The sequence below is a fragment of the Microbacterium sp. NPDC087868 genome, assembly GCF_044900755.1.
GTDB classification, from domain to species: Bacteria; Actinomycetota; Actinomycetes; order Actinomycetales; family Microbacteriaceae; genus Microbacterium; species Microbacterium galbinum.
This window is the reverse complement of record NZ_JBJDNO010000001.1, coordinates 66,584-89,728: the sequence shown is the minus strand read 5'-3', so window position 1 is coordinate 89,728 and position 23,145 is coordinate 66,584. Positions and strand designations below refer to the sequence as shown.

General features: G+C 67.7%; 24 protein-coding genes. 4 read left to right on the top strand and 20 right to left on the bottom strand.

Annotated features, from left to right (window positions below):
* The first annotated feature begins 52 nt into the window (after positions 1–52).
* From ACI2JZ_RS00435 to ACI2JZ_RS00425, 3 genes are read left to right on the top strand one after another with little or no spacing between them, the layout of a single operon-like run.
* A complete protein-coding gene (locus ACI2JZ_RS00435; RefSeq protein ID WP_336640120.1) occupies positions 53–460 on the top strand; it encodes a Rid family hydrolase in 408 nt (135 codons plus the stop codon).
* Between the two features lie 2 nt (positions 461–462).
* Complete coding sequence (locus tag ACI2JZ_RS00430; protein ID WP_404596195.1) at positions 463–1,011, top strand: GNAT family N-acetyltransferase; 549 nt, start codon at positions 463–465, stop codon at positions 1,009–1,011.
* Positions 1,012–1,051: 40 nt separating this feature from the next.
* Positions 1,052–1,471, top strand: coding sequence for a rhodanese-like domain-containing protein (locus tag ACI2JZ_RS00425; RefSeq protein WP_404596194.1), 420 nt, complete (start codon positions 1,052–1,054; stop codon positions 1,469–1,471).
* A 51-nt stretch (positions 1,472–1,522) separates the two neighbouring features.
* Here ACI2JZ_RS00425 and ACI2JZ_RS00420 read toward each other — a convergent pair whose 3' ends face one another.
* The 5 genes from ACI2JZ_RS00420 to ACI2JZ_RS00400 form a co-directional block, all read right to left on the bottom strand.
* Positions 1,523–1,957: a cytochrome c oxidase subunit 4 gene (locus ACI2JZ_RS00420; RefSeq protein WP_404596193.1), complete on the bottom strand. Its 435-nt coding sequence runs from the start codon at positions 1,955–1,957 to the stop codon at positions 1,523–1,525.
* Positions 1,958–1,960: 3 nt separating this feature from the next.
* The gene (gene ctaD, locus ACI2JZ_RS00415; RefSeq protein ID WP_247622106.1) at positions 1,961–3,694 is read right to left on the bottom strand and encodes a cytochrome c oxidase subunit I; all 1,734 of its coding nucleotides are present in this window, start codon (positions 3,692–3,694) and stop codon (positions 1,961–1,963) included.
* Between the two features lie 3 nt (positions 3,695–3,697).
* Positions 3,698–4,597: a cytochrome c oxidase subunit II gene (coxB, locus tag ACI2JZ_RS00410; RefSeq protein ID WP_247622105.1), complete on the bottom strand. Its 900-nt coding sequence runs from the start codon at positions 4,595–4,597 to the stop codon at positions 3,698–3,700.
* Between the two features lie 96 nt (positions 4,598–4,693).
* Complete coding sequence (erpA, locus tag ACI2JZ_RS00405) at positions 4,694–5,056, bottom strand: iron-sulfur cluster insertion protein ErpA (protein ID WP_247622104.1); 363 nt, start codon at positions 5,054–5,056, stop codon at positions 4,694–4,696.
* 102 nt (positions 5,057–5,158) lie between these two features.
* Positions 5,159–6,568 (bottom strand): dipeptidase, encoded by a 1,410-nt coding sequence (locus ACI2JZ_RS00400; RefSeq protein WP_404596192.1) that lies wholly within the window; start codon positions 6,566–6,568, stop codon positions 5,159–5,161.
* A 46-nt stretch (positions 6,569–6,614) separates the two neighbouring features.
* Here ACI2JZ_RS00400 and ACI2JZ_RS00395 point away from each other — a divergent pair, with 46 nt between their 5' ends.
* Positions 6,615–7,187, top strand: a complete 573-nt coding sequence (locus ACI2JZ_RS00395) for a DUF3043 domain-containing protein (RefSeq protein ID WP_247622102.1) — start codon at positions 6,615–6,617, stop codon at positions 7,185–7,187.
* A gap of 65 nt (positions 7,188–7,252) precedes the next feature.
* On the opposite strand, the gene ACI2JZ_RS00390 is transcribed toward ACI2JZ_RS00395, so the two are convergent.
* The 15 genes from ACI2JZ_RS00390 to murC all read right to left on the bottom strand — a co-directional run bounded on the left by ACI2JZ_RS00390 (position 7,253) and on the right by murC (position 23,142).
* Positions 7,253–8,293 (bottom strand): quinone-dependent dihydroorotate dehydrogenase, encoded by a 1,041-nt coding sequence (locus ACI2JZ_RS00390; RefSeq protein WP_404596191.1) that lies wholly within the window; start codon positions 8,291–8,293, stop codon positions 7,253–7,255.
* Between the two features lie 10 nt (positions 8,294–8,303).
* A complete protein-coding gene (nrdR, locus tag ACI2JZ_RS00385; RefSeq protein ID WP_247622100.1) occupies positions 8,304–8,774 on the bottom strand; it encodes a transcriptional regulator NrdR in 471 nt (156 codons plus the stop codon).
* Between the two features lie 9 nt (positions 8,775–8,783).
* Positions 8,784–10,088 carry a histidinol dehydrogenase gene (hisD, locus tag ACI2JZ_RS00380; protein WP_404596190.1) on the bottom strand — a complete coding sequence of 435 codons (1,305 nt, stop codon included), beginning with the start codon at positions 10,086–10,088 and terminating at the stop codon, positions 8,784–8,786.
* Between the two features lies 1 nt (position 10,089).
* Complete coding sequence (locus tag ACI2JZ_RS00375; RefSeq protein WP_404596189.1) at positions 10,090–11,373, bottom strand: hypothetical protein; 1,284 nt, start codon at positions 11,371–11,373, stop codon at positions 10,090–10,092.
* A gap of 66 nt (positions 11,374–11,439) precedes the next feature.
* Entirely contained in the window at positions 11,440–14,958 is a 3,519-nt protein-coding gene (gene dnaE, locus ACI2JZ_RS00370; protein WP_404596188.1) for a DNA polymerase III subunit alpha, read from the bottom strand.
* Positions 14,959–15,014: 56 nt separating this feature from the next.
* On the bottom strand, positions 15,015–15,590 hold the full coding sequence (locus ACI2JZ_RS00365) for a GNAT family N-acetyltransferase (RefSeq protein WP_404596187.1): 576 nt from the start codon (positions 15,588–15,590) through the stop codon (positions 15,015–15,017).
* A gap of 48 nt (positions 15,591–15,638) precedes the next feature.
* The gene (locus ACI2JZ_RS00360; RefSeq protein ID WP_404596186.1) at positions 15,639–16,559 is read right to left on the bottom strand and encodes an RluA family pseudouridine synthase; all 921 of its coding nucleotides are present in this window, start codon (positions 16,557–16,559) and stop codon (positions 15,639–15,641) included.
* A gap of 2 nt (positions 16,560–16,561) precedes the next feature.
* Positions 16,562–17,098, bottom strand: coding sequence for a signal peptidase II (gene lspA, locus ACI2JZ_RS00355; RefSeq protein ID WP_247622094.1), 537 nt, complete (start codon positions 17,096–17,098; stop codon positions 16,562–16,564).
* Between the two features lie 97 nt (positions 17,099–17,195).
* On the bottom strand, positions 17,196–17,807 hold the full coding sequence (locus tag ACI2JZ_RS00350) for a DivIVA domain-containing protein (protein ID WP_247631954.1): 612 nt from the start codon (positions 17,805–17,807) through the stop codon (positions 17,196–17,198).
* A gap of 152 nt (positions 17,808–17,959) precedes the next feature.
* Complete coding sequence (locus tag ACI2JZ_RS00345; protein ID WP_247622092.1) at positions 17,960–18,256, bottom strand: YggT family protein; 297 nt, start codon at positions 18,254–18,256, stop codon at positions 17,960–17,962.
* Between the two features lie 6 nt (positions 18,257–18,262).
* Positions 18,263–18,745, bottom strand: a complete 483-nt coding sequence (locus ACI2JZ_RS00340) for a cell division protein SepF (RefSeq protein ID WP_402784515.1) — start codon at positions 18,743–18,745, stop codon at positions 18,263–18,265.
* 43 nt (positions 18,746–18,788) lie between these two features.
* On the bottom strand, positions 18,789–19,469 hold the full coding sequence (locus ACI2JZ_RS00335; protein ID WP_404596185.1) for a YggS family pyridoxal phosphate-dependent enzyme: 681 nt from the start codon (positions 19,467–19,469) through the stop codon (positions 18,789–18,791).
* Positions 19,466–20,620: a cell division protein FtsZ gene (gene ftsZ, locus ACI2JZ_RS00330; protein WP_404596184.1), complete on the bottom strand. Its 1,155-nt coding sequence runs from the start codon at positions 20,618–20,620 to the stop codon at positions 19,466–19,468. Before ftsZ ends, ACI2JZ_RS00335 begins: the two co-directional genes overlap by 4 nt.
* Before the next feature lie 164 nt (positions 20,621–20,784).
* The gene (locus ACI2JZ_RS00325) at positions 20,785–21,738 is read right to left on the bottom strand and encodes an FtsQ-type POTRA domain-containing protein (protein ID WP_404596183.1); all 954 of its coding nucleotides are present in this window, start codon (positions 21,736–21,738) and stop codon (positions 20,785–20,787) included.
* 3 nt (positions 21,739–21,741) lie between these two features.
* On the bottom strand, positions 21,742–23,142 hold the full coding sequence (gene murC / locus ACI2JZ_RS00320) for a UDP-N-acetylmuramate--L-alanine ligase (RefSeq protein WP_404596182.1): 1,401 nt from the start codon (positions 23,140–23,142) through the stop codon (positions 21,742–21,744).
* Positions 23,143–23,145 lie beyond the last annotated feature (3 nt).

Genomic DNA, 23,145 nt, shown 5'->3' with positions numbered 1-23,145 from the left:
GCCCTGTCCACGCGGACAGGGCCCTTCGATGTTCCCATGGGAGGATCGAAGCATGACGTCCGTAGTCCGACTCATCCGTTCCGACTCCCTCGCCGACACCCCGTACGCCTATGCCGCGACGGCTCCCGCCGGCTCGCGCCTCATCTTCCTGGCCGGCGCCTGCCCGCTCGAAGACGATGGCTCCACGACCGCCCCGGGCGACTACGCTGCACAGGCAGCGCGCTGCGTGGAGACCCTGCGGGGCGCTCTCGCCGCGTCGGGCGCCGCACTGACAGACGTCATCAGCACGCGCGTGCTGGTGGCCTCCACACGCCAGGCCGACCTCGTCACCGCCTGGAACGTCGTAGAAGCGGCATTCGGATCCCACGATGTTCCGAGCACCCTTCTCGGTGTCACGGTGCTCGGGTACGACGACCAGCTGGTCGAGATCGAGGCGATCGCCGCGGTGCAGGGAGACTGACGGTGAGCGGCACAATCCGCCCTGCGCTCTCGACCGATGCCGAACACCTGCAGGCGATCGAGTCGGCAGCGGATGCCCTCCTCATCGACGCTCTCGGCGCCTGGGAGTGGCCCGACGCAGAGGACGGCGCAGCCCGCCTCGCGGCTCCCGGGTTCACCCTGCTCCGCGAAGACGAGGACACGCGCTCCCCCGTCGGATTCGTGCATGTGCTCGACGCGGACGGACACGCGCACCTCGAACAGCTTTCGGTGATTCCCTCGGCGGGACGGCAGGGGCACGGGCGCGCTCTGGTACGCGCCGCCCTGCGTGAAGCGCACGAGCGTGGCTACTCCCGTGTCACACTGCGCACGTACGCCGAGGTGCCCTGGAACGCACCGTTCTACGCCACCTGCGGATTCCTGGAGAGCCTCCCCGAGACGGCTTTCCAGCGAGCTCTGATCGACACCGAAGCAGAGCTCGGGATCGATCGCTACGGTCGCCGGGTGCAGATGACGGCCGAGGTCGACGACCGGACGCACCTGGCCGGAAAAGACCCACGAGCGACCGATTGATGAGCGCGGACCGACCTGTGCCTCTCCTACTCTGAGAGACATGATCGATCGCGCCGACTACTTCGCCGCCAAGCTCGCCTACGAGACCGACGCCAGTGACGTCCACGCCGACCTTAGATCGGGGAAGCCGCTGGTCGTGATCGACGTGCGCTCCGCCGAAGCCTGGGCCCAGGGACGCGTCGCCGGCGCGACGCACATGCACTACAGCGAGATCGAGACCCGGGCGCATGCAGAGATCCCTGCCGACAGCGAGGTCGTCGTCTACTGCTGGAGTCCCGGATGCAACGCCGGCGCGAAGGCGGCCCTCGCCTTCGCCCGCCTCGGCTACGCGGTGCGCGAGATGATCGGCGGATTCGAGTACTGGGCTCGGGAAGGTTATCCGGTGGAGGACGCGGATGGCGTGCACCACCGGTCCGTCGACCCACTCACCGCAATCCCTCGGATACGCAGCCGTTCGTGACGCAGAAGAGGCCCCCGGGAATCCCGGGGGCCTCTTCGTTCGTTCGCCCGATCAGCGAGCGAAGTTACCGCGGTAGTACTCGTACACCCAGCCGACGATCGCGACGACGAAGATCGCCAGGCCGATCGGCAGAAGGAAGTGTCCGACGGCCAGACCGACCACGAAGACACCGGCGGAGGCCGCCAGGACCAGCGGCCACCACGACCACGGGCTGAACTCGCCGAGCTCGGGGTCGCCGTCGTCGATGTCCGACGTCAGGATGTCTTCCGGCAGCTCACCACCCTGCGCATTGTGCGTGCGGTCGAGGTAGAACGCGATCATCGCGCCCATGAAGGCGGCGAAGAACAGTGCGGTCGTGCCCACCCACTCGATCCGCATGGCGAAGTTTTCGTCCGGCGTCGCGAGGATGTGCCAGCCGGTGTAGATCACTCCGACCAGGGCGAAGAAAGCGGTGAGAATCCACCAGAGAATGACGTTGTCGCGCATGGCTCAGTGGACCTCTCGCTCGCCCGGAGCCGTGGTGGCGAACTCCGCTGCTTCGGGGTGATTCAGGTCGAAGGCCGGGCGCTCGCTGCGGATGCGCGGGATCGACGTGAAGTTGTGACGCGGCGGCGGGCAGGAGGTCGCCCACTCGAGCGATGCTCCGTAGCCCCACGGGTCGTTGACGGTGACCTTCGGCGCCTTGCGGGCCGTGATCCAGACGTTCAGGAAGAACGGCAGCATGGACGCGCCGAGGATCATGGCACCGATCGTCGACACCTGGTTCTGCCAGGTCCAGCCATCGGCCGCGGAGTAGTCCGCGTAACGACGCACCATGCCGTCGACGCCCAGCCAGTGCTGGATGAGGAAGGTCATGTGGAAGCCGATGAACAGCATCCAGAAGTGGACGTAGCCGAGACGCTCGTTGAGCATGCGTCCGGTCCACTTCGGCCACCAGAAGTAGAAGCCGGCGAACATCGCGAACACGACGGTTCCGAAGACGACGTAGTGGAAGTGCGCCACGACGAAGTAGGAGTCCGACAGAGCGAAGTCGAGCGGCGGGGCCGCCAGGATGACACCCGTCAGACCGCCGAAGACGAACGAGACGAGGAAGCCGAGCGAGAAGACCATCGGAGTCTCGAAGGTCACGGACCCTCGCCACATCGTCCCGATCCAGTTGAAGATCTTCACACCCGTCGGCACGGCGATGAGCATCGTCATCAGCGCGAAGAACGGGAGAAGCACGGATCCGGTGACGTACATGTGGTGAGCCCACACGGCCACGGAGAGCGCGGCGATCGCGATCGTCGCGTAGACGAGCGTCTTGTAACCGAAGATCGGCTTGCGGCTGAAGACCGGGAAGATCTCCGAGACGATGCCGAAGAACGGCAGCGCGATGATGTAGACCTCGGGGTGCCCGAAGAACCAGAACAGGTGCTGCCAGAGCAGGACGCCGCCGTTGGCCGGGTCGTAGATGTGGGCACCGAGCACGCGGTCGGCGCCGGCGGCGAAGATCGCGGCCGCGAGGACCGGGAATGCCATCAGGATCAGGAGGCTCGTGACGAGCGTGTTCCAGGAGAAGATCGGCATGCGCCACATCGTCATGCCCGGTGCACGCATCGTGATGATCGTGGTGATGAAGTTCACCGCGCCGAGGATGGTGCCGAATCCCGAGATTCCGAGTCCGAGCATCCACAGGTTTCCACCCGCTCCCGGCGAGAACGAGGCGCTCGCGAGGGGCTGGTAGGCGAACCATCCGAAGGATGCCGCGCCCTGAGGGGTGAGGAAGCCGGCGACGGCGATCGTCGATCCGAACAGGAAGAGCCAGAAGGCGAAGGCGTTCAGACGCGGGAACGCGACGTCGGGGGCGCCGATCTGCAGGGGCAGGATCGCGTTGGCGAAACCCGCGAACAGCGGCGTCGCGAACATCAGCAGCATGATGGTTCCGTGCATCGTGAACAGCTGGTTGTACTGCTCCTTCGTCGGGATGATCTGCATACCCGGAGCGAAGAGCTCGGCGCGGATGACGAGGGCCATCACTCCTCCGAGGAGGAAGAACAGCACCGAGGCGATGAGGTACATGTACCCGATCGTCTTGTGGTCGGTGGAGGTGATCCACTTGACGACGATGTTGCCCTTCTGCTCGACGCGCGAAGAGCTCATGAGCGAGGCCTGGCGCGGGGGCAGAGTCGTGGGACGGGAGCGGTTCGCCTCGTCGGTGCGGGGTGCTTCAGTCGTCGACATGGCTTACTCCTCTCCTTCTTCGGAGTCGTTCTTCGGGGTCGTTCCGGGGTAGTTCGACAGACGGTCGTAAGCGTCCGTGATGTCTCCCGTGTTGCCCTTGTCCTTGAGGGTCTCGAGGTACGCGTCGTACTCGTCCTGCTCGACGACCTTCACGTTGAAGAGCATCATCGAGTGGTACTCGCCGCAGAGCTCGGCACACTTCCCGGCGTACTCCCCCACGCGGGTGGGGATGAACGACCAGGAGTTGTCCTTGCCGATGTACATGTCCTTCTTGTAGAGGAAGTCGATGATCCAGAAGGAGTGGATGACGTCGCGGGACTGCAGCTTGATCGTGACCTTCTGGTCGACCGGGAGCACCAGGGTCGGCAGCTGCGACTGGTCGATGTTGCCCTCGGCGTCGGGCTGGGCCTGAATACCCATCGTCCAGACGGTGTCGTCCTCGGAGTCGGCGTCGTACTGGAAGTCCCACGCCCACTGCTTCGCGATCGCGGTGATCTCGACGTCGGGGTCGTCCCACTGCGTCTCGATCGCGGCCTGGTCGCGGGCGGTGAAGAAGAACATCCCGAGCACGAGGATCAGCGGCACGATCGTGTAGAAGATCTCGATCGGCATGTTGTAGCGCATCTGGACGGGAAGACCCGTCTGGCCCTTGCGACGGCGGTATGCGATCGCGGCCCAGGCCATGAGGCCCCAGGTGATGACACCGACGGCGAGAAGGACGATCCAGGAGTTCACCCAGAGCGACGACACGCGCTCGGTCTGGTTGGTGGCAGCGGGGCCATCATCGACGAAGCCGGGGAGATAGCCGTTCAGCTCGGCGGTGGTACATCCCGCCAGGGCCACAGCTGCCGCGACTCCCAGAGGGAGTGCGGCCCAACGAAGGCGGCGGCGTTTCGAGGGCACGATGCACCTTTCAGATTGCGGATAGGGCACACCCAAGTCTAGAGCAACCTCACACCCGATTCATGCCAACCACGCAGGTTGACGGGGTGGTTCCGCTCAGTGGAAGCTGTCGCCGCAGGCGCAGCTGCCGGCCGCGTTGGGGTTGTCGATCGTGAAGCCCTGCTCCGAGATCGAATCCTTGAAATCGATGGATGCACCATCGAGGTACGGCACGCTCATGTTGTCGACGATGACCTCGACGCCGTCGAAGTCGACGGTCTCGTCGCCCTCGAGGTAGCGCTCGTCGAAGTAGAGCTGGTAGATCAGGCCGGAGCATCCGCCGGGCTGGACGGCGACGCGCAGGCGAAGGTCGTCGCGACCCTCCTGCTCGAGCAGGTTCTTCACCTTGGTCGCGGCCGCGTCGGTGAGGCTGATGCCGTGGGCCTTGGTGGTCTCTGAGGTCAGGGTGGTGTCGCTCATGTCGCTCCTTGTGACGGGCCGCAGTCGCACGGCTTTCCCCGCAATTCTACCGCCGCCCTCGGCGAAGTCGGCGAGATCCGGAGAGAACCGTGCGACTGAGGGTCACTGCGGGAGCGTGAGAGTGTTCATCCGAGCCAGCAGGAGCGCCTCGGTCGCGACCGCGTTGCGGAAGGTATCGAGATGCAGCGACTCGTTCGGGCTGTGGGCGCGGGAGTGCGGATCCTCCACGCCGGTGACGAGGATCTGCGCCTCGGGGAACTCCCGCACCAGGTCGGCGATGAACGGGATAGAGCCGCCGACGCCCAGATCGACGGGAGCGACGCCGTACCCGTCTCGCATGGCGTCGCGTGTGAGCGCGACCGCCCATCCGGAGGTGTCGACGAGGAAACCGTTACCCAGGTCGACGTCCGAGAACGTCAGCTCCGCGCCGAATGGGGCGTGCGCACGCAGGTGACGCTCCAGAGCCTCGTACGCTTCCTGCCCGGTCTGGCCAGGCGCGACGCGGGCGCTGATGACGACCGTCACTTCGGGGAGGAGCGTGTTGGATGCCGCGGCCACGCTCGTGGCGTCGATGCCGATCACGGTGACCGACGGCTTGTTCCAGATGCGGCTGAGGATCGTGCCCCCGCCGATGGGCGTCGTGCCGGGCAGGAGCCCGGCCTCATCGCGCAACGTCTCCTCGGTGTACTCCGGTGTCGCCGCTTCCCGTTCCGTCATCCCGTCCACGGCCACCGAGCCGTCGGCGTTCCACAGCGTCGAGAGGAGCGTGACGGTCGCCATCATCGCGTCGGGCACCGCCCCACCGAACATCCCCGAGTGCGAGGCGTGGTCGAGGGTGCGGACGCGCATCGTGAACCGCGCGTTGCCCCGCAGCGACACGGTGAGTCCGGGCGTCGTCGAATCCCAGTTGCCCGAATCGGCGACGACGATCGCGTCGGCACGCAGAGCTTCCTTGTTGTCGGAGAGGAACTGCGCGAACGAGCGCGAGCCGTACTCCTCCTCGCCTTCGATGAACATCGCGATCCCGAGATCGAGGTCGTCGCCGATCACCTCCGCCGCGGCGCGGATGGAGGCGATGTGCGCCATGATCCCCGCCTTGTCGTCGGCCGCTCCCCGCCCGTACAGGCGTCCGTCGCGCACGGTCGGCTCGAACGGCGGTGTCTCCCAGAGCGCGTCATCCCCGGGAGGCTGCACGTCGTGGTGCGCGTAGAGCAGGATCGTGGGACGCCCGTTCCGGGCCGCACGGGTCGCCAGGACGGCGGGCTGTCCCTGCTCGTCCGTTCCGGGGATGTCGGCACGGAGGATGCGCACCTCGTCGAAGACGCCGGTGTCCGTCGCGAGCGCCGCCACGGCCTCGGCACTGCGCTCGAGCTGGGTCTGATCGAACGCCGGCCAGGCCATTCCCGGGATGCGGACGAGGTGCCCGAGGTCCGACAGCGCGGCCGGGTTCCCGGTCGCCACCGCCTCGAGGATGTCCGTTTCGGAGACAGGGGGAATCTCAGCAGAGGTCATGCGAGTAATCTTAAGGTGATCCCCCGTCAGCGAACCGAGGAACCTCGTGGCCACTACTCCTGCATCCCCTTCGACGAACGACGACGCCGCCGAGACGCCCGCCGTCGGAAAGGGCCGGGCGACGCCGAGCCGCGCCGAGCAGGAGGCCGCCCGCCGTCGCCCCCTCGTGGCCAACACCAAAGAGGCCAAGGCCGCGGCCCGCGCCGAGCTCAACGAGCGACGAGCCCGCGCACAGGCCGGTATGGCCGCGGGTGAGGAGAAGTACCTCCCGGCCCGCGACAAGGGCCCGCAGCGCCGCTGGGTGCGCGACTACGTGGATGCCGGCTGGCACCCCGCCGAATTCGTGATGGCTGTGATGGTGCTCGTGATCCTCGCGACGCTCGTGCCGTTCAGCACTCTGGTCTCCTACTACGCCTACCTCGTGATGATGGCGTACCTCGTCATCGCGATCGGCGGAATGATCCTCCTCGGCATCCGCGTCAAGCGCAAAGTCGCCGCGAAGTTCGGACAGGAGCGCATGGAACGCGGCCTCGGCTGGTACGCCGCGATGCGTTCGCTGCAGATGCGCTTCATGCGCCTGCCGAAGCCGCAGGTCAAGCGCGGCCAGTACCCCGACTGATCCGGTCCCGTTCACGAAGGAACGCCTCGTCTCCCTGCGGAGACGAGGCGTTCCTCGTACGGGCGTCAGCCCTGCGACAGAGGTAGGCGATTCCGGAGTCCGCGATTGATCTGACGGGCCCAGAGCGGACCGCGGTAGAGGAACGCCGTGTATCCCTGCACCAGCGTCGCGCCGGCCGCCAGGCGCTCCTCGACGTCGGAGGCCGTCTCCACTCCCCCGACCGCGATGACGCAGAAGTCCGCGGGCACCGCGGCGCGTACGACGCGCAGCACCTGGAGCGACCGTTCCTTCAGCGGCGCCCCCGACAGTCCGCCCGCACCGGCCGCCGCGACGATCGCGGGGTCGGTGCGCAATCCGTCCCGACTGATCGTGGTGTTGTGGGCGATGATCCCCGCGAGTCCCTCGGCGACGGCCATCTGAGCGATCGCGGTGATCTCCTCGTCGGGGAGATCGGGGGCGATCTTCACCAGCAGCGGCGTCGCACCCGAGGCGTCGCGCACCGCGCGCAGCAGCGGGGCCAGTGTCTCGACCGCCTGCAGACCGCGGAGTCCCGGCGTGTTCGGCGACGAGACGTTCACGGCGAGGTAATCGGCGAGCGGCGCGAGCCGGGTGGCCGAGGCGACGTAGTCCGCGGTCGCGTCCTCGACGTCGACGACACGGCTCTTGCCGATGTTCACGCCGATGACGGTGTTCGGGGCACCGCGCCGCAGCCTCGAGAGCCGCCGTGCGGCGGCATCCGCTCCCTTGTTGTTGAAGCCCATCCGGTTGATCACCGCACGGTCGGGCACGAGCCGGAAAAGCCGTGGCTTCGGGTTCCCGTCCTGCGGGATCGCCGTGATCGTCCCGACCTCGACGTGACCGAATCCGAGTGCAGCGAATCCGCGCACGCCGACCGCGTTCTTGTCGAAGCCCGCAGCGATGCCGAACGGCGACGGGAAGGTCAGCCCGAGGGCCTTCACCTGCAGCGACGGATCGGGATGCGTGAGCGAGCGGATGACGGTCGAGAACGGCGGCACACCGAGCACACGGATCACCGCCATGCCGGCGTGGTGGGCGAACTCGGGATCGAAGCGCGAGAGGACAGCGCGGAAGAGCAGCGGATACATCACTGCCAGATTACCGGTCGGCGGACTCCGCCTTCGCGTGGTCGGCTCGGAGATCGGTGATCGCGGATTCGAAGTCCTCGAGCGAGTCGAAGGCCTGATACACGCTCGCGAAGCGGAGGAACGCCACCTCGTCGAGATCGCGGAGCGGGCCGAGGATGGCGAGTCCGATCTCGTTCGTGTCGAGCTGCGAGACACCCGTCTGTCGAACGGCCTCTTCGACGCGCTGCGCCAGGATCGCGAGGTCCGCTTCGGTGACCGGTCGGCCCTGGCAGGCCTTGCGGACACCGGAGATGACCTTCTCCCGGCTGAACGGCTCCATCACGCCCGAGCGCTTGATCACGTTCAGGCTGGCGGTCTCGGTGGTCGTGAACCGTCCACCGCACTCGGGGCACTGTCGGCGTCGGCGGATCGAGAGGCCGTCATCGCTCGTGCGCGAGTCGATCACACGCGAATCGGGATGACGGCAGAAGGGGCAATGCATCCGTACAACCTACTCCGTGAATCGTGCTTCGATCGCCTCGCCGTGCGCGGGGAGGATCTCGCTGTTCGCCAGCGCGACCACGCCGTCGCGCACCTCGGCGAGAGCGGTCCGGTCGTAGGAGATCACCTGCTGCGGGCGCAGGAACGTGTAGGCGCCGAGGCCCGGCGCGTACCGCGCCTGTCCCCCCGTCGGCAGCACGTGGTTGCTGCCGGCCATGTAGTCGCCCAGGCTGACCGGCGTCTGGTCGCCGACGAAAACGGCGCCCGCGCTGGTGAAGGCGGATGCCGCGGCCTCGGCGTCGGTGAGGTGCAGTTCGAGGTGCTCGGGTGCGTACGCGTTGCTGAAAGCCGCCGCCATCGCACGATCGTCGACGAGCACGATCGCGGACTGCGGTCCGTCGAGAGCGGCGGACACCCGGTCACTGTGCCGGGTGGCAGCTCCCTGCGCCGCGACGTCGTGCGCCACTCGAGCGGCGAGGTCTTCGGAATCGGTGACGAGCACCGCGGAGGCCTGCTCGTCGTGCTCGGCCTGGCTGACGAGGTCGGCGGCGACGAGACGGGCGTCGGCGGAGGCATCGGCGACGACGAGGATCTCGGTCGCTCCCGCCTCGGCATCCGTCCCGACCACACCCGCGACCGCCCGCTTCGCGGAGGCCACGTAGTTGTTGCCCGGACCGGACACCACGTCGACGGGATCGAGCCCGACGCCGGGGACGCCCCACGCGAACGCACCGATCGCACCGGCGCCTCCCATCGCGTAGACCTCGCTGATGCCGAGCAGCGCGGCCGCTCCGAGGATCGTGGGGTGGATGCGCCCGCCCTGGTCGGCCTGAGGAGGCGAGGCGAGGGCGATCTGCGTGACGCCGGCGACCTGCGCCGGAACCACGTTCATGATGACGCTCGACGGATACACCGCCTTGCCCCCGGGGATGTACACACCCACGCGGCCGACGGGCTGCCACCGCTGCACGATGCGCGCACCCGGACCGAGAAGGGTCGTCTGATCCGCGGGCACCTGGGCAGCGGAGGCGAGACGCACGCGGCGGATCGCTTCTTCGAGTGCGGCCCGCACCTCGGGCGCGAGCGCGTCGAGCGCTTCCGAGATGTGCTCGGCCGGAACGCGGATCGCGTGCTCGGTGACGCGGTCGAAGCGCTCCGCCTGATCACGCAGTGCGGACTCACCCTGCGTGCGCACGTCGTCGACGAGCCGCGCGGCCGTGTCGAGCGCCTCGGCGCGTGCCTGGGTCGCGCGCGGCACGGCCGCGAGCATGTCTGCCGGCGAGAGCTCGCGCCCTCGCAGATCGATGATTCGCACTTCAGCCCTTCGTGATGCCGGAGATGTCGTGGAGGTATCCGATGCGGCCGTCATCGTGCCGGACGACGAAGGCGCCACCGCGGTCCTCGATCACGAGCGCCCAGGCCTGGGGACCGATGCGGAAGATCGCCTCGCCGCGCTCGTCGTGCACGTCGCGCTCGGACGGAGCGAGGATCCAGAAGGGCTGCGCGGCCTGCGCGGAATCGCGGGGACGGGTCGCCTCGGGATCCGTGACGACGGACTCGTCGCCGAACACGTCGGTCGGATGCTCCGCTGCCGCGCTGGCCGGAGCCGGCACCGGTTCGGCGACCTCTTCGAGGAAGGACTCGATCTCACCGGTGTCGGAGATGATCTCAGGGGTACGGGAGCGACGCGAGTACGACGGGGTGTATTCCTCCTCGGCGACCGCTTCCTCGGTACCGGTTCCTCCACCCGAGGCGTGCGCGGCCAGCGGCACCTGCTGCGGCAGATCGAAGCGCGCGATCTCGTCGGTCGCGTAGCCGTCGGGGGTGTCGGCGTCGAGAGCGGCACGTCGCGTGGTCGGCGGCTCTGCACCGTCCCAGGATCCGTCGTGGGCCGAAACGGAATCGGGCGCGGCCTGCTCGTTCGTGTCCGGCTCGTGAGAGTCCGACTCGGGCGCGAATGTCTCGGGCGCGAATGTCTCGGGTGCCGCGGCGCCCTCCGCATCGGCGGGGGCGGCGCGCTCGGCCCGCGGGCGGGCGATCACCGGGCGCACCGGGTTCGCGTTGCGATGCGCGAGAGTGACGAGGCGGCCGTGGAAGTCCTCTTTCAGGCCCGGGATGATCGGAGCGAAGACCGTCAGCGCGACCAGCGCGAGGGAAGCGAGGAGCTGCACGATGCCGACCCAGTTGAGGGTCCAGACACCGAACTCGATCGCCGCGGCGATCGATGACCACAGCGCGCTGATCCACGTCACCGCCGAGACGGTGAAGGCGACCGATGCGAACTGATCGATCCCGAGGGAGCCGACTCGGCGGATGCCGTCGGGCGAGAACCGCCGCAGCACGAGCAGGAACACGGCTGCCGTCGGCACGCCGATCGGCAGGATCCACTGGATACCCGCTCCCCAGATGGAGGTGCCACCGGTCAGCGGGAAGAAGGAGATGACGAAGGCGATGAGCCAGACGCCGACGATCGAGAGCTCCCGGAGGGTGAACCCGAGGATGCCGAACTCCGGCGTGACCTCTTCGTCGTACAGGACACCGTCATCATCGAGGAACGCCTCGTTCTCGGCATCCGCGTTGTCGGGGATATCGGTACTCATGGGTCTTCCTTTCGTCACGACGCGCAGAGGGGGAGGCGCGTTCCGACGCGTCCTGATCCTACCCGCTCAGCCCAGGCAGCCCGGCCCGAGGAGCGACTTGAGGTCACCGAACAGATCGGCGGAGACCTTCACGGGCATGGGGACTTCGAACACCTTCGCGGTGCCGCCGCGATGCACGCGCAGGACGACCTCGGTCTCACCCGAGTGGCGCCGGAGCACGTCGGCGAGCTCGTGCATCACGCGCTCCGTGGCACGCTGCTCGGCGAGCACCAGGGCGAGCGGCCCCGCGGCGTCGAACGACCCGACGTCCGGAGCGAATGCGGACTGCGCGTGCAGGTTGAGCCCGTCGTCGCGTCGCGAGACGCGCCCGCGCACGGCGAGGATCGAATCCTGCTGGAGGACGTGCTGGAACTCGGTGTACGTCTTTCCCATGAACATCACGGTGACCTCGCCATTGAAGTCCTCGACCGTGATCATGCCGTACGGGTTCCCGCTCGCCTTCGCCACGCGATGCTGGACACTCGTCACAAGTCCCGCGACGGTGACCTGGTCGCCGTCCTGGAGGTCCTCGGAGTTGTTGAGGTCGTGGATCGAGATGGAGGCGTGCTTCGCGAGCGGAACCTCGAGTCCGGCCAGCGGGTGATCGGAGACGTAGAGCCCCAGCATCTCCCGCTCGAACGCGAGCTTGTCCTTCTTGATCCATTCCGGGCGCGCCGGCACCTTCGCCGGCGCAGCCTCCTCCATACCGTCGTACAGGCTGTCGAAGTCGAATCCGATCGCGCCCTGGGCTTCGTTCCGCTTGCGGTCGACGGCGGCCTCGACGGCGTCCTCGTGGATCTCGACGAGCGCGCGACGGGAGTCGCCCATCGTGTCGAAGGCACCGGCCTTGATGAGGGACTCGACCGTGCGCTTGTTCGCGACGTGCAGCGGAACCTTGTCGAGGAAGTGGTGGAAGGAGGTGAAACGCTCGTCCTTCCGCGCCTGCACGATGCCCTCGACGACGTTGCTTCCGACGTTGCGCACCGCGCCGAGCCCGAAGCGGATGTCGTCGCCGACGGCCGCGAAGTAGTTGATCGACTCCGACACATCGGGCGGCAGCACCTTGATACCCATGCGGCGGCACTCGTTGAGATAGAGAGCCATCTTGTCCTTGGAGTCGCCGACGCTGGTGAGCAGCGCAGCCATGTACTCGGCCGGGTAATGCGCCTTCAGGTAGGCGGTCCAGTACGAGACGACTCCGTAGGCGGCGGAGTGCGCTTTGTTGAAGGCGTAGTCGGAGAAGGGAAGCAGGATCTCCCAGAGCGCATTGACCGCCCCGTCGGAGTATCCGTTGGCGTGCATTCCCGCCTGGAAGCCCGCGAACTGCTTGTCGAGCTCGGACTTCTTCTTCTTGCCCATCGCACGCCGGAGGATGTCTGCCTGACCGAGCGAGAACCCGGCGACGCGCTGGGCGATCGCCATCACCTGCTCCTGGTAGATGATCAGACCGTAGGACTCCTCGAGGATGTCTGCGAGTGAATCGGTGAACTCCGGGTGGATCGGCGTGATGGGCTGCTGGCCGTTCTTGCGCAGCGCGTAGTTCGTGTGAGAGTTCGCCCCCATGGGACCCGGGCGGTAGAGCGCGATGAGCGCCGAGATGTCACCGAAGTTGTCGGGCTTCATCAGTCGCATGAGCGACCGCATCGGGCCGCCGTCGAGCTGGAACACGCCGAGCGACTCTCCTCGCGCGAGCAGGTCGTACGCGCCCTGATCATCGAGAGCGAGGTGCTCGAGGTCGAGCTCCTCTCCCCTGTTCATGCGGATGTTGTCGAGCGCGTCGGAGATGATCGTGAGGTTGCGCAGCCCCAGGAAGTCCATCTTGATCAGGCCGAGCGACTCGCACGACGGGTAGTCGAACTGCGTGACGATCTGTCCGTCCTGTTCGCGGCGCATGATCGGGATGATGTCGAGCAGCGGGTCGGACGACATGATGACGCCGGCCGCGTGCACGCCCCACTGGCGCTTGAGGCCCTCGAGACCGAGCGCACGGTCGAAGACCGTCTTCGCCTCGGGATCCGTGTCGATCAGTGCACGGAACTCGCTCGCCTCTTTGTAGCGGGGGTGGGCGGAATCGAACATTCCGTCGAGGGGCATGTCCTTGCCCATCACGGGGGGCGGCATCGCCTTGGTCAGACGCTCGCCCATGCTGAACGGGAACCCGAGCACGCGCCCCGCGTCCTTGAGAGCCTGCTTGGACTTGATCGTGCCGTAGGTGACGATCTGCGCGACGCGCTCCGAGCCGTACTTCTTGGTCACGTACTCGATGACCTCGCCGCGGCGACGGTCATCGAAGTCGACGTCGAAGTCGGGCATCGAGACACGATCCGGGTTGAGGAAGCGCTCGAAGATGAGGCCGTGCTCGAGAGGGTCGAGATCCGTGATCCTCATCGCGTACGCGACCATCGATCCCGCACCGGAACCACGACCCGGACCGACCCGGATGCCGTTGTCCTTCGCCCAGTTGATGAAGTCGGCGACGACGAGGAAGTATCCGGGGAAGCCCATCTGGAGGATGATGCCGGTCTCGTACTCGGCCTGCTTGCGCACCTTGTCGGGGATGCCGCCCGGGTAGCGGTAGTGAAGACCGGCCTCGACCTCTTTGACGAGCCAGCTGTCCTCGGTCTCGCCGTCGGGCACGGGGAAGCGCGGCATGTAGTTCGCCGCGGTGTTGAACTCCACCTCGCAGCGCTCGGCGATCAGGAGCGTGTTGTCGCACGCCTCGGGGTGATCGCGGAACAACTGACGCATCTCGGCCGCGGTCTTGATGTAGTAGCCGTCGCCGTCGAACTTGAAGCGATTGGGATCGTCGAGCGTCGATCCCGACTGCACGCACAGCAGGGCCTCGTGGGCGTCGGCCTCGTGCTGGTGGGTGTAGTGCGAGTCGTTCGTCGCGACCAGCGGGATGTGGAGGTCTTTCGCCAGACGCAGCAGGTCGGTCATCACGCGGCGCTCGATGGAGAGCCCGTGATCCATGATCTCGGCGAAGTAGTTCTCCTTGCCGAAGATGTCCTGGAACTCGGCGGCCGCCGCGCGCGCCGCGTCGTACTGCCCGAGGCGCAGTCGCGTCTGCACCTCGCCCGACGGGCATCCGGTCGTCGCGATCAGCCCCTTGCCGTACGTCTGCAGCAGTTCTCGGTCCATGCGGGGCTTGAAGTAGTACCCCTCCATGCTCGACCGCGAGCTGATGCGGAAGAGGTTGTGCATGCCCTCGGTGCTCTGGCTCCACATCGTCATGTGGGTGTAGGCGCCCGAACCCGACACGTCATCGCTCTTCTGGTCGGGCGATCCCCACTGCACGCGCGTCTTGTCGCTGCGGTGGGTGCCCGGCGTCATGTACGCCTCGAGCCCGATGATGGGCTTGACCCCCGCGTTGCGCGCCGCGTTGTAGAACTCGAAGGCCGCGAAGGTGTTGCCGTGATCGGTGACGGCGATCGCCGGCATGCCGTATTCCGCGGCCGCCTGGGTCATCGCGTTGATCTTCGCCGCCCCGTCGAGCATCGAGTACTCGCTGTGCACGTGCAGGTGGACGAAGGAGTCGGATGCCATGGTTCGAGTCTACTTTCGGCGTCCGACATCGGGTCGCCGATCGGGGTCCGCGGGTGTCAGTCCGACAGGTCGAGCCGCATCAGCACGCGCGGGAATCCGTTCAGACGCGAAGTCGTCTCGGCCGACTTCTCGAAGCCCGCCCGCTCGAACAGCGCGCGCGTGCCGACGTAGGCCATCGTCAGGTCGACCCGCTCCCCCGCGTTGTCGACCGGATACGCCTCGATCGCGGGCGCCCCCTGTGCGCGTGCGAAAGCGACCGCCCCGTCGACCAGGGCGTGCGAGATGCCCTGCTTGCGATGCCCCGGACGCACCCGGATGCACCACAACGACCAGACGTCGACGTCGTCGATGTGCGGGATCCTGCGATTGGTGGCGAAACTCGTGTCGCGTCGAGGATGCACCGCCGCCCAGCCGACCGGCTCGTCGTCGAGATAGGCGATCACCCCGGGAGGCGGGTCTTCCGCGCAGAGACCGCGCACACGCTCGGCGCGTTCCTCGCCGCGGAGCTCCTGGTTCTCGGCGTTGCCGATCCGATAGCTCAGGCAGAAGCAGACGTTCGATGTCGGTTTCTTCGGGCCGACCAGGGTCGCGACGTCGGCGAAGACCGTGGCGGGCCGAACCTCGATGTCCATGACCTCAGTATCGCCCCGGCATCCGACATCCGCCGGAGCGACGAGTGATCACTCGCCGCGGAGGACCGCCAGGGCGTGCTGGAAATCGGCCGGATACGGTGACTCGAACTGCACCCGGTCGCCGGTAGCCGGATGCGAGAACGCGAGCTGATGCGCATGCAACCACTGCCGCGTGAGACCGAGGCGGGCAGACAGCGTGGGGTCGGCCCCGTAGAGAGGATCACCGACGCACGGATGCCGGTGCGCGGCCATGTGCACGCGGATCTGGTGAGTGCGTCCGGTCTCGAGATGGATCTCGAGAAGCGACGCGCCGGGGAACGCCTCGAGCGTCTCGTAGTGGGTGACCGAGGGCTTGCCGTCGGGGGTGACCGCGAACTTCCAGGAGTGGTTCGGGTGCCGACCGATTGGCGCATCGATCGTGCCCGCGAGCGGGTCGGGATGCCCCTGAACCACCGCGTGATAGATCTTCTCGACCGTGCGCTCCTTGAAGGCGCGCTTGAGGTGCGTGTAGGCGGTCTCGGTCTTGGCGACGACCATCAGGCCGCTCGTGCCGACGTCGAGCCGGTGCACCACGCCCTGACGCTCGGGCGCACCGCTGGTCGCGACCCGGAAGCCGGCGGCCGCCAGCGCACCCACCACCGTCGGCCCCTCCCAACCGAGGGAGGGATGGGCCGCGACACCGGTCGGCTTGTCGACCACGACGATGTCGTCATCATCGAAGACGATCCCGAGTTCGGGCACCGCGATCGGAACGATCTTCGGACCTTCCTTGGGCTGCCATTCGACCTCGAGCCAGCCCCCACCGCGCAACCTGTCGGACTTGTCGAGGGTCACGCCGTCGAGGCGCACGCCGCCCGACGCCGCGACCTCCGCAGCGAAGGTTCGCGAGAAACCGAGCATCTTCGCGAGAGCGGCGTCGACGCGCGCGCCCTCGAGGCCGTCGGGCACCGGCAGTGAACGCGACTCCACGATCAGCGCTCGTCTTCGACCGGCGCCGCCGGTCGTTCGACGACGTCGCGTGCCGCGAGTTCCTGCTCCGCTGCCGCGGCCTCGGCCTCTTCCTCCGTCTCGACGGGCGCGTGGTCGCGCTCGCGGGAGCCATCGAAGCGCAGCCCGAAGACGACGAGCAGTGCGACCGAGATCATGCCGCACACGATGAAGATATCGGCGATGTTGAAGATCGCGGGCATCATCCAGGGCATCGAGATCATGTCGACCACGTGTCCCACCGGGAAGCCGGGGTCGCGGAAGAGGCGATCTCCGAGGTTGCCGAGTACACCGCCGAGCAGCGCGCCGAGCACGACTGCCCAGAGCCGCGAGCGCAGACCGAACGCCTTCCAGACGATGACGCCGGCGACGACCGCGAGGGCGATCGTGAAGATCCAGGTGACGTCCGACCCGAGCGAGAACGCCGCTCCGGGATTGCGGACGTAGTACAGCTGAAGGAACTCACCGAGGACGGGAACCGGCTCCTGGTAGGGAAGGTTCTCGGTGGTGAGGTACTTCACAAACTGATCGGCGGCCAGCACGAGCGCTGCGAGAATCGCAACGATCGCACCGGCCGCCGACCGACGAAGGGGAAGGCGTGGGCTCAAGACCTACGACCTACAGTCCGATCGCGGAGACGGGCGTCGAGTCTGTGGAGGCCGACTTCTCGTCGAGGTCGCGGAGCTGACCCTCGATGTAGCCGCGCAGCTGCGAACGGTAGTCGCGCTCGAAGTTGCGGAGCTCGGTGATCCGGGCCTCGAGCGTGTTGCGCTCGCGCTCGAGTCGAGCCGACTCCTCGCGCTGCTTCGCCTCCGCCTCGGTGCGGATACGGGCCACCTCGGTCTCAGCGTCGGCGATGAGCTGGTTGCGCTTCGCCTCACCCTCGGCGACGTGCTCGTCGTGCAGACGCTGCGCGAGCTCGATGATCCCGGCGGTCGCCGTGGCGGAGCCGGAGGGAGCGGACTCCGCAGGAGCCTCGGCGACGGGTGCCGGAGCCGCAGGCGCGGGGGCCTCGGCGACCGGAGCGGCCTCGGCCGACTCTGCGGCGGGCGTAGCGCCCGACTCGTAAGCGGCCAGCTTGGCCTTGAGCTCGACGTTCTCCTCGAGGGCCTTGCGCCACTCGATGACGATCTCGTCGAGGAAGTCGTCCACCTCGTCCGGGTCGAAGCCGTCCTTGAAGCGAACGTGCTGGAACTGCTTGGTGACGACGTCATCCGGGGTAAGTGCCATGATGGCTCCTCTTTCGGTGAGTTCGGTTGCCAGTGTCGATATGGCGTGGTCGTGATGTGGCGCGAACCCGGGGCGCGCACCTGGGAGCCAGCATAGCCCCCGCACCTTGGCGCCGCGATGTCACGACACCCAGGAGTGAGAACTGGCAGGGGTCAGATGAAGAGCCGGACGATGTTCATCAGGATCAGCACGATGAGCATCGTCAGGGCGAAACCGAAGTCCAACGACAGCGTGCCGATCCGCAGGGGCGGGATGATCCGCCGGAAGAACCGGATGGGCGGATCGGTCACCGTGTAGGCGGCTTCGGCGACGACCAGGCCGAAGCCCTTCGGTCGCCACTCCCTGTTGAACAGCGGGATGTAGTCGAGGATCAGCCTCGCGAAGAGGACGAAGATGTACAGCAGCAGCACCAGATGGATGATGCTCGCGGCGATCGAGACCAGCTGCACGGCTTACTACTGATCGAAGCCCGCGGACTCCGCGTCCGCGTGCGCGATACCCCCCTGGCCCGAGACAGCGATGTTCTCCGGCGAGAGCAGGAAGACCTTCGAGGTCACGCGCTCGATACGACCGTAGAGGCCGAGGGAGAGACCGCTGGCGAAGTCGATGAGACGGCGGGCGTCTGCATCGCTCATCTGGGACAGGTTGATGATGACCGGAACGCCCTCGCGGAAGCTCTCGGCGATCAGCTGAGCGTCACGGTACTGCTTGGGGTGGACCGTCAGGATCTCGTTCACGGCACCCACCGAGGGCTGACGGACGGCGACGGGGCGGCGCAACGGGGTGACGGGGGCCGGTGCCGGCTCTTCACGGTCACGGTCACGGTCACGGTCGCGCTCGCGGTGAGCGCGAGCGGGTGCCTGCTGCTCTTCTTCATAGGCTTCTTCCTCATCGGCGAGGCCCAGGTACACCATGGTCTTCTTCAGCGGGTTACCCATCGTGTCCTCCGGTTCGAACGATACGGGTTGGTCTTTGTAGAGGTTAACCCCGGTCGGGGCGGGGGCCGGTGATTGCCGACCCGATCCGAAGGTGTGTCGCGCCTGCGGCAATGGCCTCGGCGAAGTCGCCGGTCATCCCCGCGGAGATCCACGTGGCGTCGGGAGCGACGTCGCGCACCTCCTCGGCGACGCGGCGCAGACGCGCGAAAGCGGATGCCGGTTCCTCGTCGAGAGGGGCGACGGCCATGACCCCGCGCAGTCGGAGCGACGGGAGCGCGAGGACGTGCTCGGCGAGAGCTGCGGCCTCGGCGGGCTGGACGCCACCCCGCCCGGCGTCGGGCGTGAGATTGATCTGGACGAGCACGTCGAGGACGCTGTCGTCCTCGGCGGCACGATGCAGCGCGTCGGCGAGGCGCACCCGATCCACGGAGTGGACGATGTCAGCGCTGCGACGGATCGCCGCCGCCTTGTTCGTCTGCGCCTGACCGATGAAATGCCAGGTGAGGTCCAGCGCCTCGAGCTCGTCGCGCTTCGCGGACAGCTCCTGCTGCCGGTTCTCCCCGACCTCCCGCACCCCGAGAGATGCGAGCTCACGCACCAGCTCTGCGGGATGGAACTTCGTCACGACGATGCGGGTGATCTCGGTCGCATCTCGCCCGGCCCGGCGCGCGGCGTCGGCGATCTGCTCGTCGATCGCCGACAGCCGCGCTCCCAGGTCGGTCACTTCAGGAATTCGGGGATGTCGATGTCGTCGTCGGCGAACGCCGGCTCGATGCTGGTCGTGTGCGTGCGCTGAGGAGCCGCGGAGGGCTCGGTCTCGGTGATCTCGTCCTCCGCCACGGCATCCTTCTCATCCGAGAGCGCGACCTCCGGCAGCGTCGCGGTCGCCGGACGCGATACGACCATCGGGTCGAGGCGCAGGGACGGTTCGCCGCCGTCGAAGCCGGCGGCGATGACCGTCACACGCACCTCGTCGCCGAGGGTGTCGTCGATGACGGTACCGAAGATGATGTTCGCCTCGGGGTGCGCCGCTTCCTTGACGAGATCCGCGGCATCGTGGATCTCGAAGATGCCCAGGTTGGAGCCACCCTGGATCGACAGCAGCACACCGTGGGCGCCCTCGATGGATGCCTCCAGCAGCGGCGACTCGACGGCGAGCTCGGCAGCCTTGATCGCGCGATCGGCGCCTCGAGCGGAGCCGATGCCCATGAGCGCGGAGCCCGCGCCCTGCATGACGGACTTCACGTCGGCGAAGTCGAGGTTGATGAGACCCGGCGTGGTGATGAGGTCGGTGATGCCCTGCACACCGGCGAGGAGCACCTGATCGGCCGTCGCGAACGCCTCGATCATCGAGATCCCGCGGTCGCTGATCTCGAGGAGACGGTCGTTCGGCACCACGATGAGGGTGTCGACCTCTTCCTTGAGCTTCGCGACACCGGCCTCGGCCTGGCTCTGGCGGCGGCGGCCCTCGAAAGAGAACGGCTTGGTGACGACACCGATGGTGAGAGCGCCGATCGACTTGGCGATGCGTGCGACGACAGGGGCGCCACCCGTTCCGGTACCGCCTCCCTCGCCCGCGGTGACGAAGACCATGTCGGCACCGGTGAGGGCCTGCTCGATCTCCTCCGCGTGATCCTCGGCGGCACGACGACCGACCTCCGGGTCGGCTCCGGCACCGAGCCCGCGGGTGAGCTCGCGTCCGACGTCGAGCTTGACGTCGGCGTCGCTCATGAGCAGCGCCTGCGCGTCGGTGTTCACCGCGATGAACTCGACTCCGCGGAGACCGAGGTCGATCATGCGGTTGACGGCGTTGACGCCGCCACCGCCGACGCCGACGACCTTGATCACGGCGAGGTAGTTCTGGTTCTGGCTCATGGCCGGCCTCCGAGTTTTTCGAGCCTGGATCGGGCCAAACCTTAAACCTCAAGTAGAGGTGTAAAGTATTTCCCGGTATTGCGTTCTCTTGATCGAAGGTATGCGCCGCATCGGCATGCGCGCGCACCGGGATGGGCGTGTCGCGCGTTTCCTCGCGAAAGTCGTCAGCCGACGACGGCGGCGTTCGGGGACGAGACGTCGATCGTCCCGGCGCCGGGGTTCGCGGCGAGGGCCCTCGCGAGCACGATGCCCTTCGTCGCCGACTCGTCTTCGCTTCCCCACACCACCGTCAGACCGCTGCTCAGCGTCAACGTCACGTCATCGGCGGTGGTCGCACGCACACCCGTCAACTGCGCGCGGACGTCCGCCGGGAGCGAGCGCACGACGAGGCCGGCACTCTCGAAAGCGCTCGAGTCGGTACCGCCTGCGATGTCGAGGAGGGGCTGCCCTGCCGGCTGGTCCGTCGTGGTCGCGAGTGCCACGCCCGCCGCGTCGACGAGCGTGTACCCGGCATCGGAGCGGAGCACGCCCACCGGGGTGCGCTCGACGATGCGCACCGTCAGGTCGTGCGGCGGGCGCGCCTCGAGCGCGTATGTCTCGATGAGGGGGAAGCCGATGAGCGCCGCTTTGATCTCACTGCTGTCGACGAGCGCGAGCGGCGTGCCGATCTGATCGCCGAGCGCCGCCTCGATGGCGGCGGGGTCCAGGGTGGTGGCACCGACGATCGTGATCTTCTCGACGGCGAAGAGCGGGCTGTAAGCGGCGGCGACGCTGCCCCCCACCAACAGGAGGAGGGCACCGACGATGCTCCAGCCGACGATGCGTCGCCGACGGGAACGCTGAGTGAAGCGGCGGATCTCCGCCCGCAGCGCCTTGCGACGAGCGCGGGCCGCGCGCCAGACGTCGCGCGTGGACGTCGGCGCATCGCCCGACGCGTCGGTGGGCGCATCGATCGGCGTATCCGCTCCCGCTTCGATACCGAGGTCGGCGCTCTCTGGCGTCGTCTCCGCACCGACCGGTTCGACCTCGCGCGGCGCGCGGGGCCGTGACCGGGACGTCGACGGACTCGCGCCCGATTCCTTCGGCCGATCGGTCGGAAGCGGAGCTGGACGTCGCACCTGCTACGCCCCGTCGGTCCGGCTCAGCGCCTCCAGCACCTGCGGGATCATCTGGTAGACGTTCCCGCAGCCGAGGGTCACCACGACGTCGCCGTCGCGCGCGACCGTCGCGGTGTAATCCGAGGCCTGCTGCCAATCGGCGACGAAGTGCACGTGCGAGGGATCACGGAACGCGCCGCTCACGAGTTCGCCCGTGACTCCGGGAACCGGATCCTCCCGCGCGCCGTAGACGTCGAGCATCACCGTGTGGTCGGCGTACGCCTCGAGGACGTCGGCGAACTCCTGGTACATGTGCTGGGTGCGCGAGTACGTGTGGGGCTGCTGGATCGCGATCAGGCGGCCGGATCCGGCGATGCCGCGCATCGCCTCGAGCGCCGCTCGGACCTCCGTCGGGTGATGCGCGTAGTCGTCGTAGACGCTCACGCCCCGGGCGATGCCGTGCAGCTCGAGGCGCCGAACGGTACCGGCGAAACCCTCCACCGCACGCACGGCGTCCGCGAGCGGGTAGCCGAGCGCGCCGAGCACGGCGACCGCGCCGGCCGCGTTGATCGCGTTGTGCACGCCGGGGACGGCGAGCTGCATGCGCACGCTCTCACCATCGCGCGTGAGCGTGGCGGCGACCCCGCCGGCGGTCTCGATCTCGGTCACACGCAGGTCGGCGTCCTCGGCCTGGCCGAAGGTGATCACCCGGGGGTGCGAGAGGTCCGCACCGACGCGCAGCGCTCCCGCGTCGTCGCTGGAGATCACGACCGCCTCGGACGCGCCGTCCGCGAACCGGACGAACGCCTCGTGGAACGCCTCCTCCGAGCCGAAGTGGTCGAGGTGGTCGGGGTCGACGTTCGTGATGAGCGCGACCGCCGTGTCATAGAGCAGGAACGTGCCGTCGGACTCGTCTGCCTCGATCACGAAGAGGTCGCCGGATCCGGTGGCGCTCGACGCGCCGAGCTGCTCGATCACTCCGCCGTTGACGAAGTGCGGGTCCGCGCCGAGATCGCGCAGCGCCGTGACGATCATCCCGGTGGAGCTCGTCTTGCCGTGGGCCCCCGCGACCGAGACCAGTCGACGGTCGCCGATCAGCCAGTGCAACGCCTGGGATCGATGGATCACGTGGAGTCCCCGCTCCTTCGCGGTGACGAACTCCGGGTTCTCGGGCCAGATCGCTCCGGTGTGCACGACGGTGTCGGCATCTCCGAGGTGGGCCGCGTCGTGCCCGATGTGCACCGTCGCACCGGCCGCCGCCAGGGCCCGCAGGTTGTCGCTGTCGGCCCGGTCGGATCCCGAGACGCGGATACCCGCATCGAGGAACATCCGAGCGAGGCCGCTCATCCCCGAGCCGCCGATGCCGATGAAGTGCGCGGCGGTGATCGAGTCGGGAATCGGCAGGGAGAGGTCAGGTCTGATCATGTC

Bases quoted from the DNA above. Each gene is read 5' to 3' on its own strand.
- dnaE (WP_404596188.1), bottom strand. From the start codon at position 14,958: ATGGCATCCGACTCCTTCGTCCACCTGCACGTGCACAGCGAGTACTCG.
- murC (WP_404596182.1), bottom strand. From the start codon at position 23,142: ATGATCAGACCTGACCTCTCCCTGCCGATTCCCGACTCGATCACCGCC.
- ACI2JZ_RS00425 (WP_404596194.1), top strand. From the start codon at position 1,052: ATGATCGATCGCGCCGACTACTTCGCCGCCAAGCTCGCCTACGAGACC.
- ACI2JZ_RS00375 (WP_404596189.1), bottom strand. From the start codon at position 11,373: ATGAGTACCGATATCCCCGACAACGCGGATGCCGAGAACGAGGCGTTC.
- ctaD (WP_247622106.1), bottom strand. From the start codon at position 3,694: ATGTCGACGACTGAAGCACCCCGCACCGACGAGGCGAACCGCTCCCGT.
- ACI2JZ_RS00365 (WP_404596187.1), bottom strand. From the start codon at position 15,590: ATGGACATCGAGGTTCGGCCCGCCACGGTCTTCGCCGACGTCGCGACC.
- nrdR (WP_247622100.1), bottom strand. From the start codon at position 8,774: ATGCATTGCCCCTTCTGCCGTCATCCCGATTCGCGTGTGATCGACTCG.
- erpA (WP_247622104.1), bottom strand. From the start codon at position 5,056: ATGAGCGACACCACCCTGACCTCAGAGACCACCAAGGCCCACGGCATC.
- ACI2JZ_RS00435 (WP_336640120.1), top strand. From the start codon at position 53: ATGACGTCCGTAGTCCGACTCATCCGTTCCGACTCCCTCGCCGACACC.
- ACI2JZ_RS00390 (WP_404596191.1), bottom strand. From the start codon at position 8,293: ATGTATCCGCTGCTCTTCCGCGCTGTCCTCTCGCGCTTCGATCCCGAG.
- ACI2JZ_RS00420 (WP_404596193.1), bottom strand. From the start codon at position 1,957: ATGCGCGACAACGTCATTCTCTGGTGGATTCTCACCGCTTTCTTCGCC.
- ACI2JZ_RS00400 (WP_404596192.1), bottom strand. From the start codon at position 6,568: ATGACCTCTGCTGAGATTCCCCCTGTCTCCGAAACGGACATCCTCGAG.
- ftsZ (WP_404596184.1), bottom strand. From the start codon at position 20,620: ATGAGCCAGAACCAGAACTACCTCGCCGTGATCAAGGTCGTCGGCGTC.
- ACI2JZ_RS00350 (WP_247631954.1), bottom strand. From the start codon at position 17,807: ATGGCACTTACCCCGGATGACGTCGTCACCAAGCAGTTCCAGCACGTT.
- ACI2JZ_RS00340 (WP_402784515.1), bottom strand. From the start codon at position 18,745: ATGGGTAACCCGCTGAAGAAGACCATGGTGTACCTGGGCCTCGCCGAT.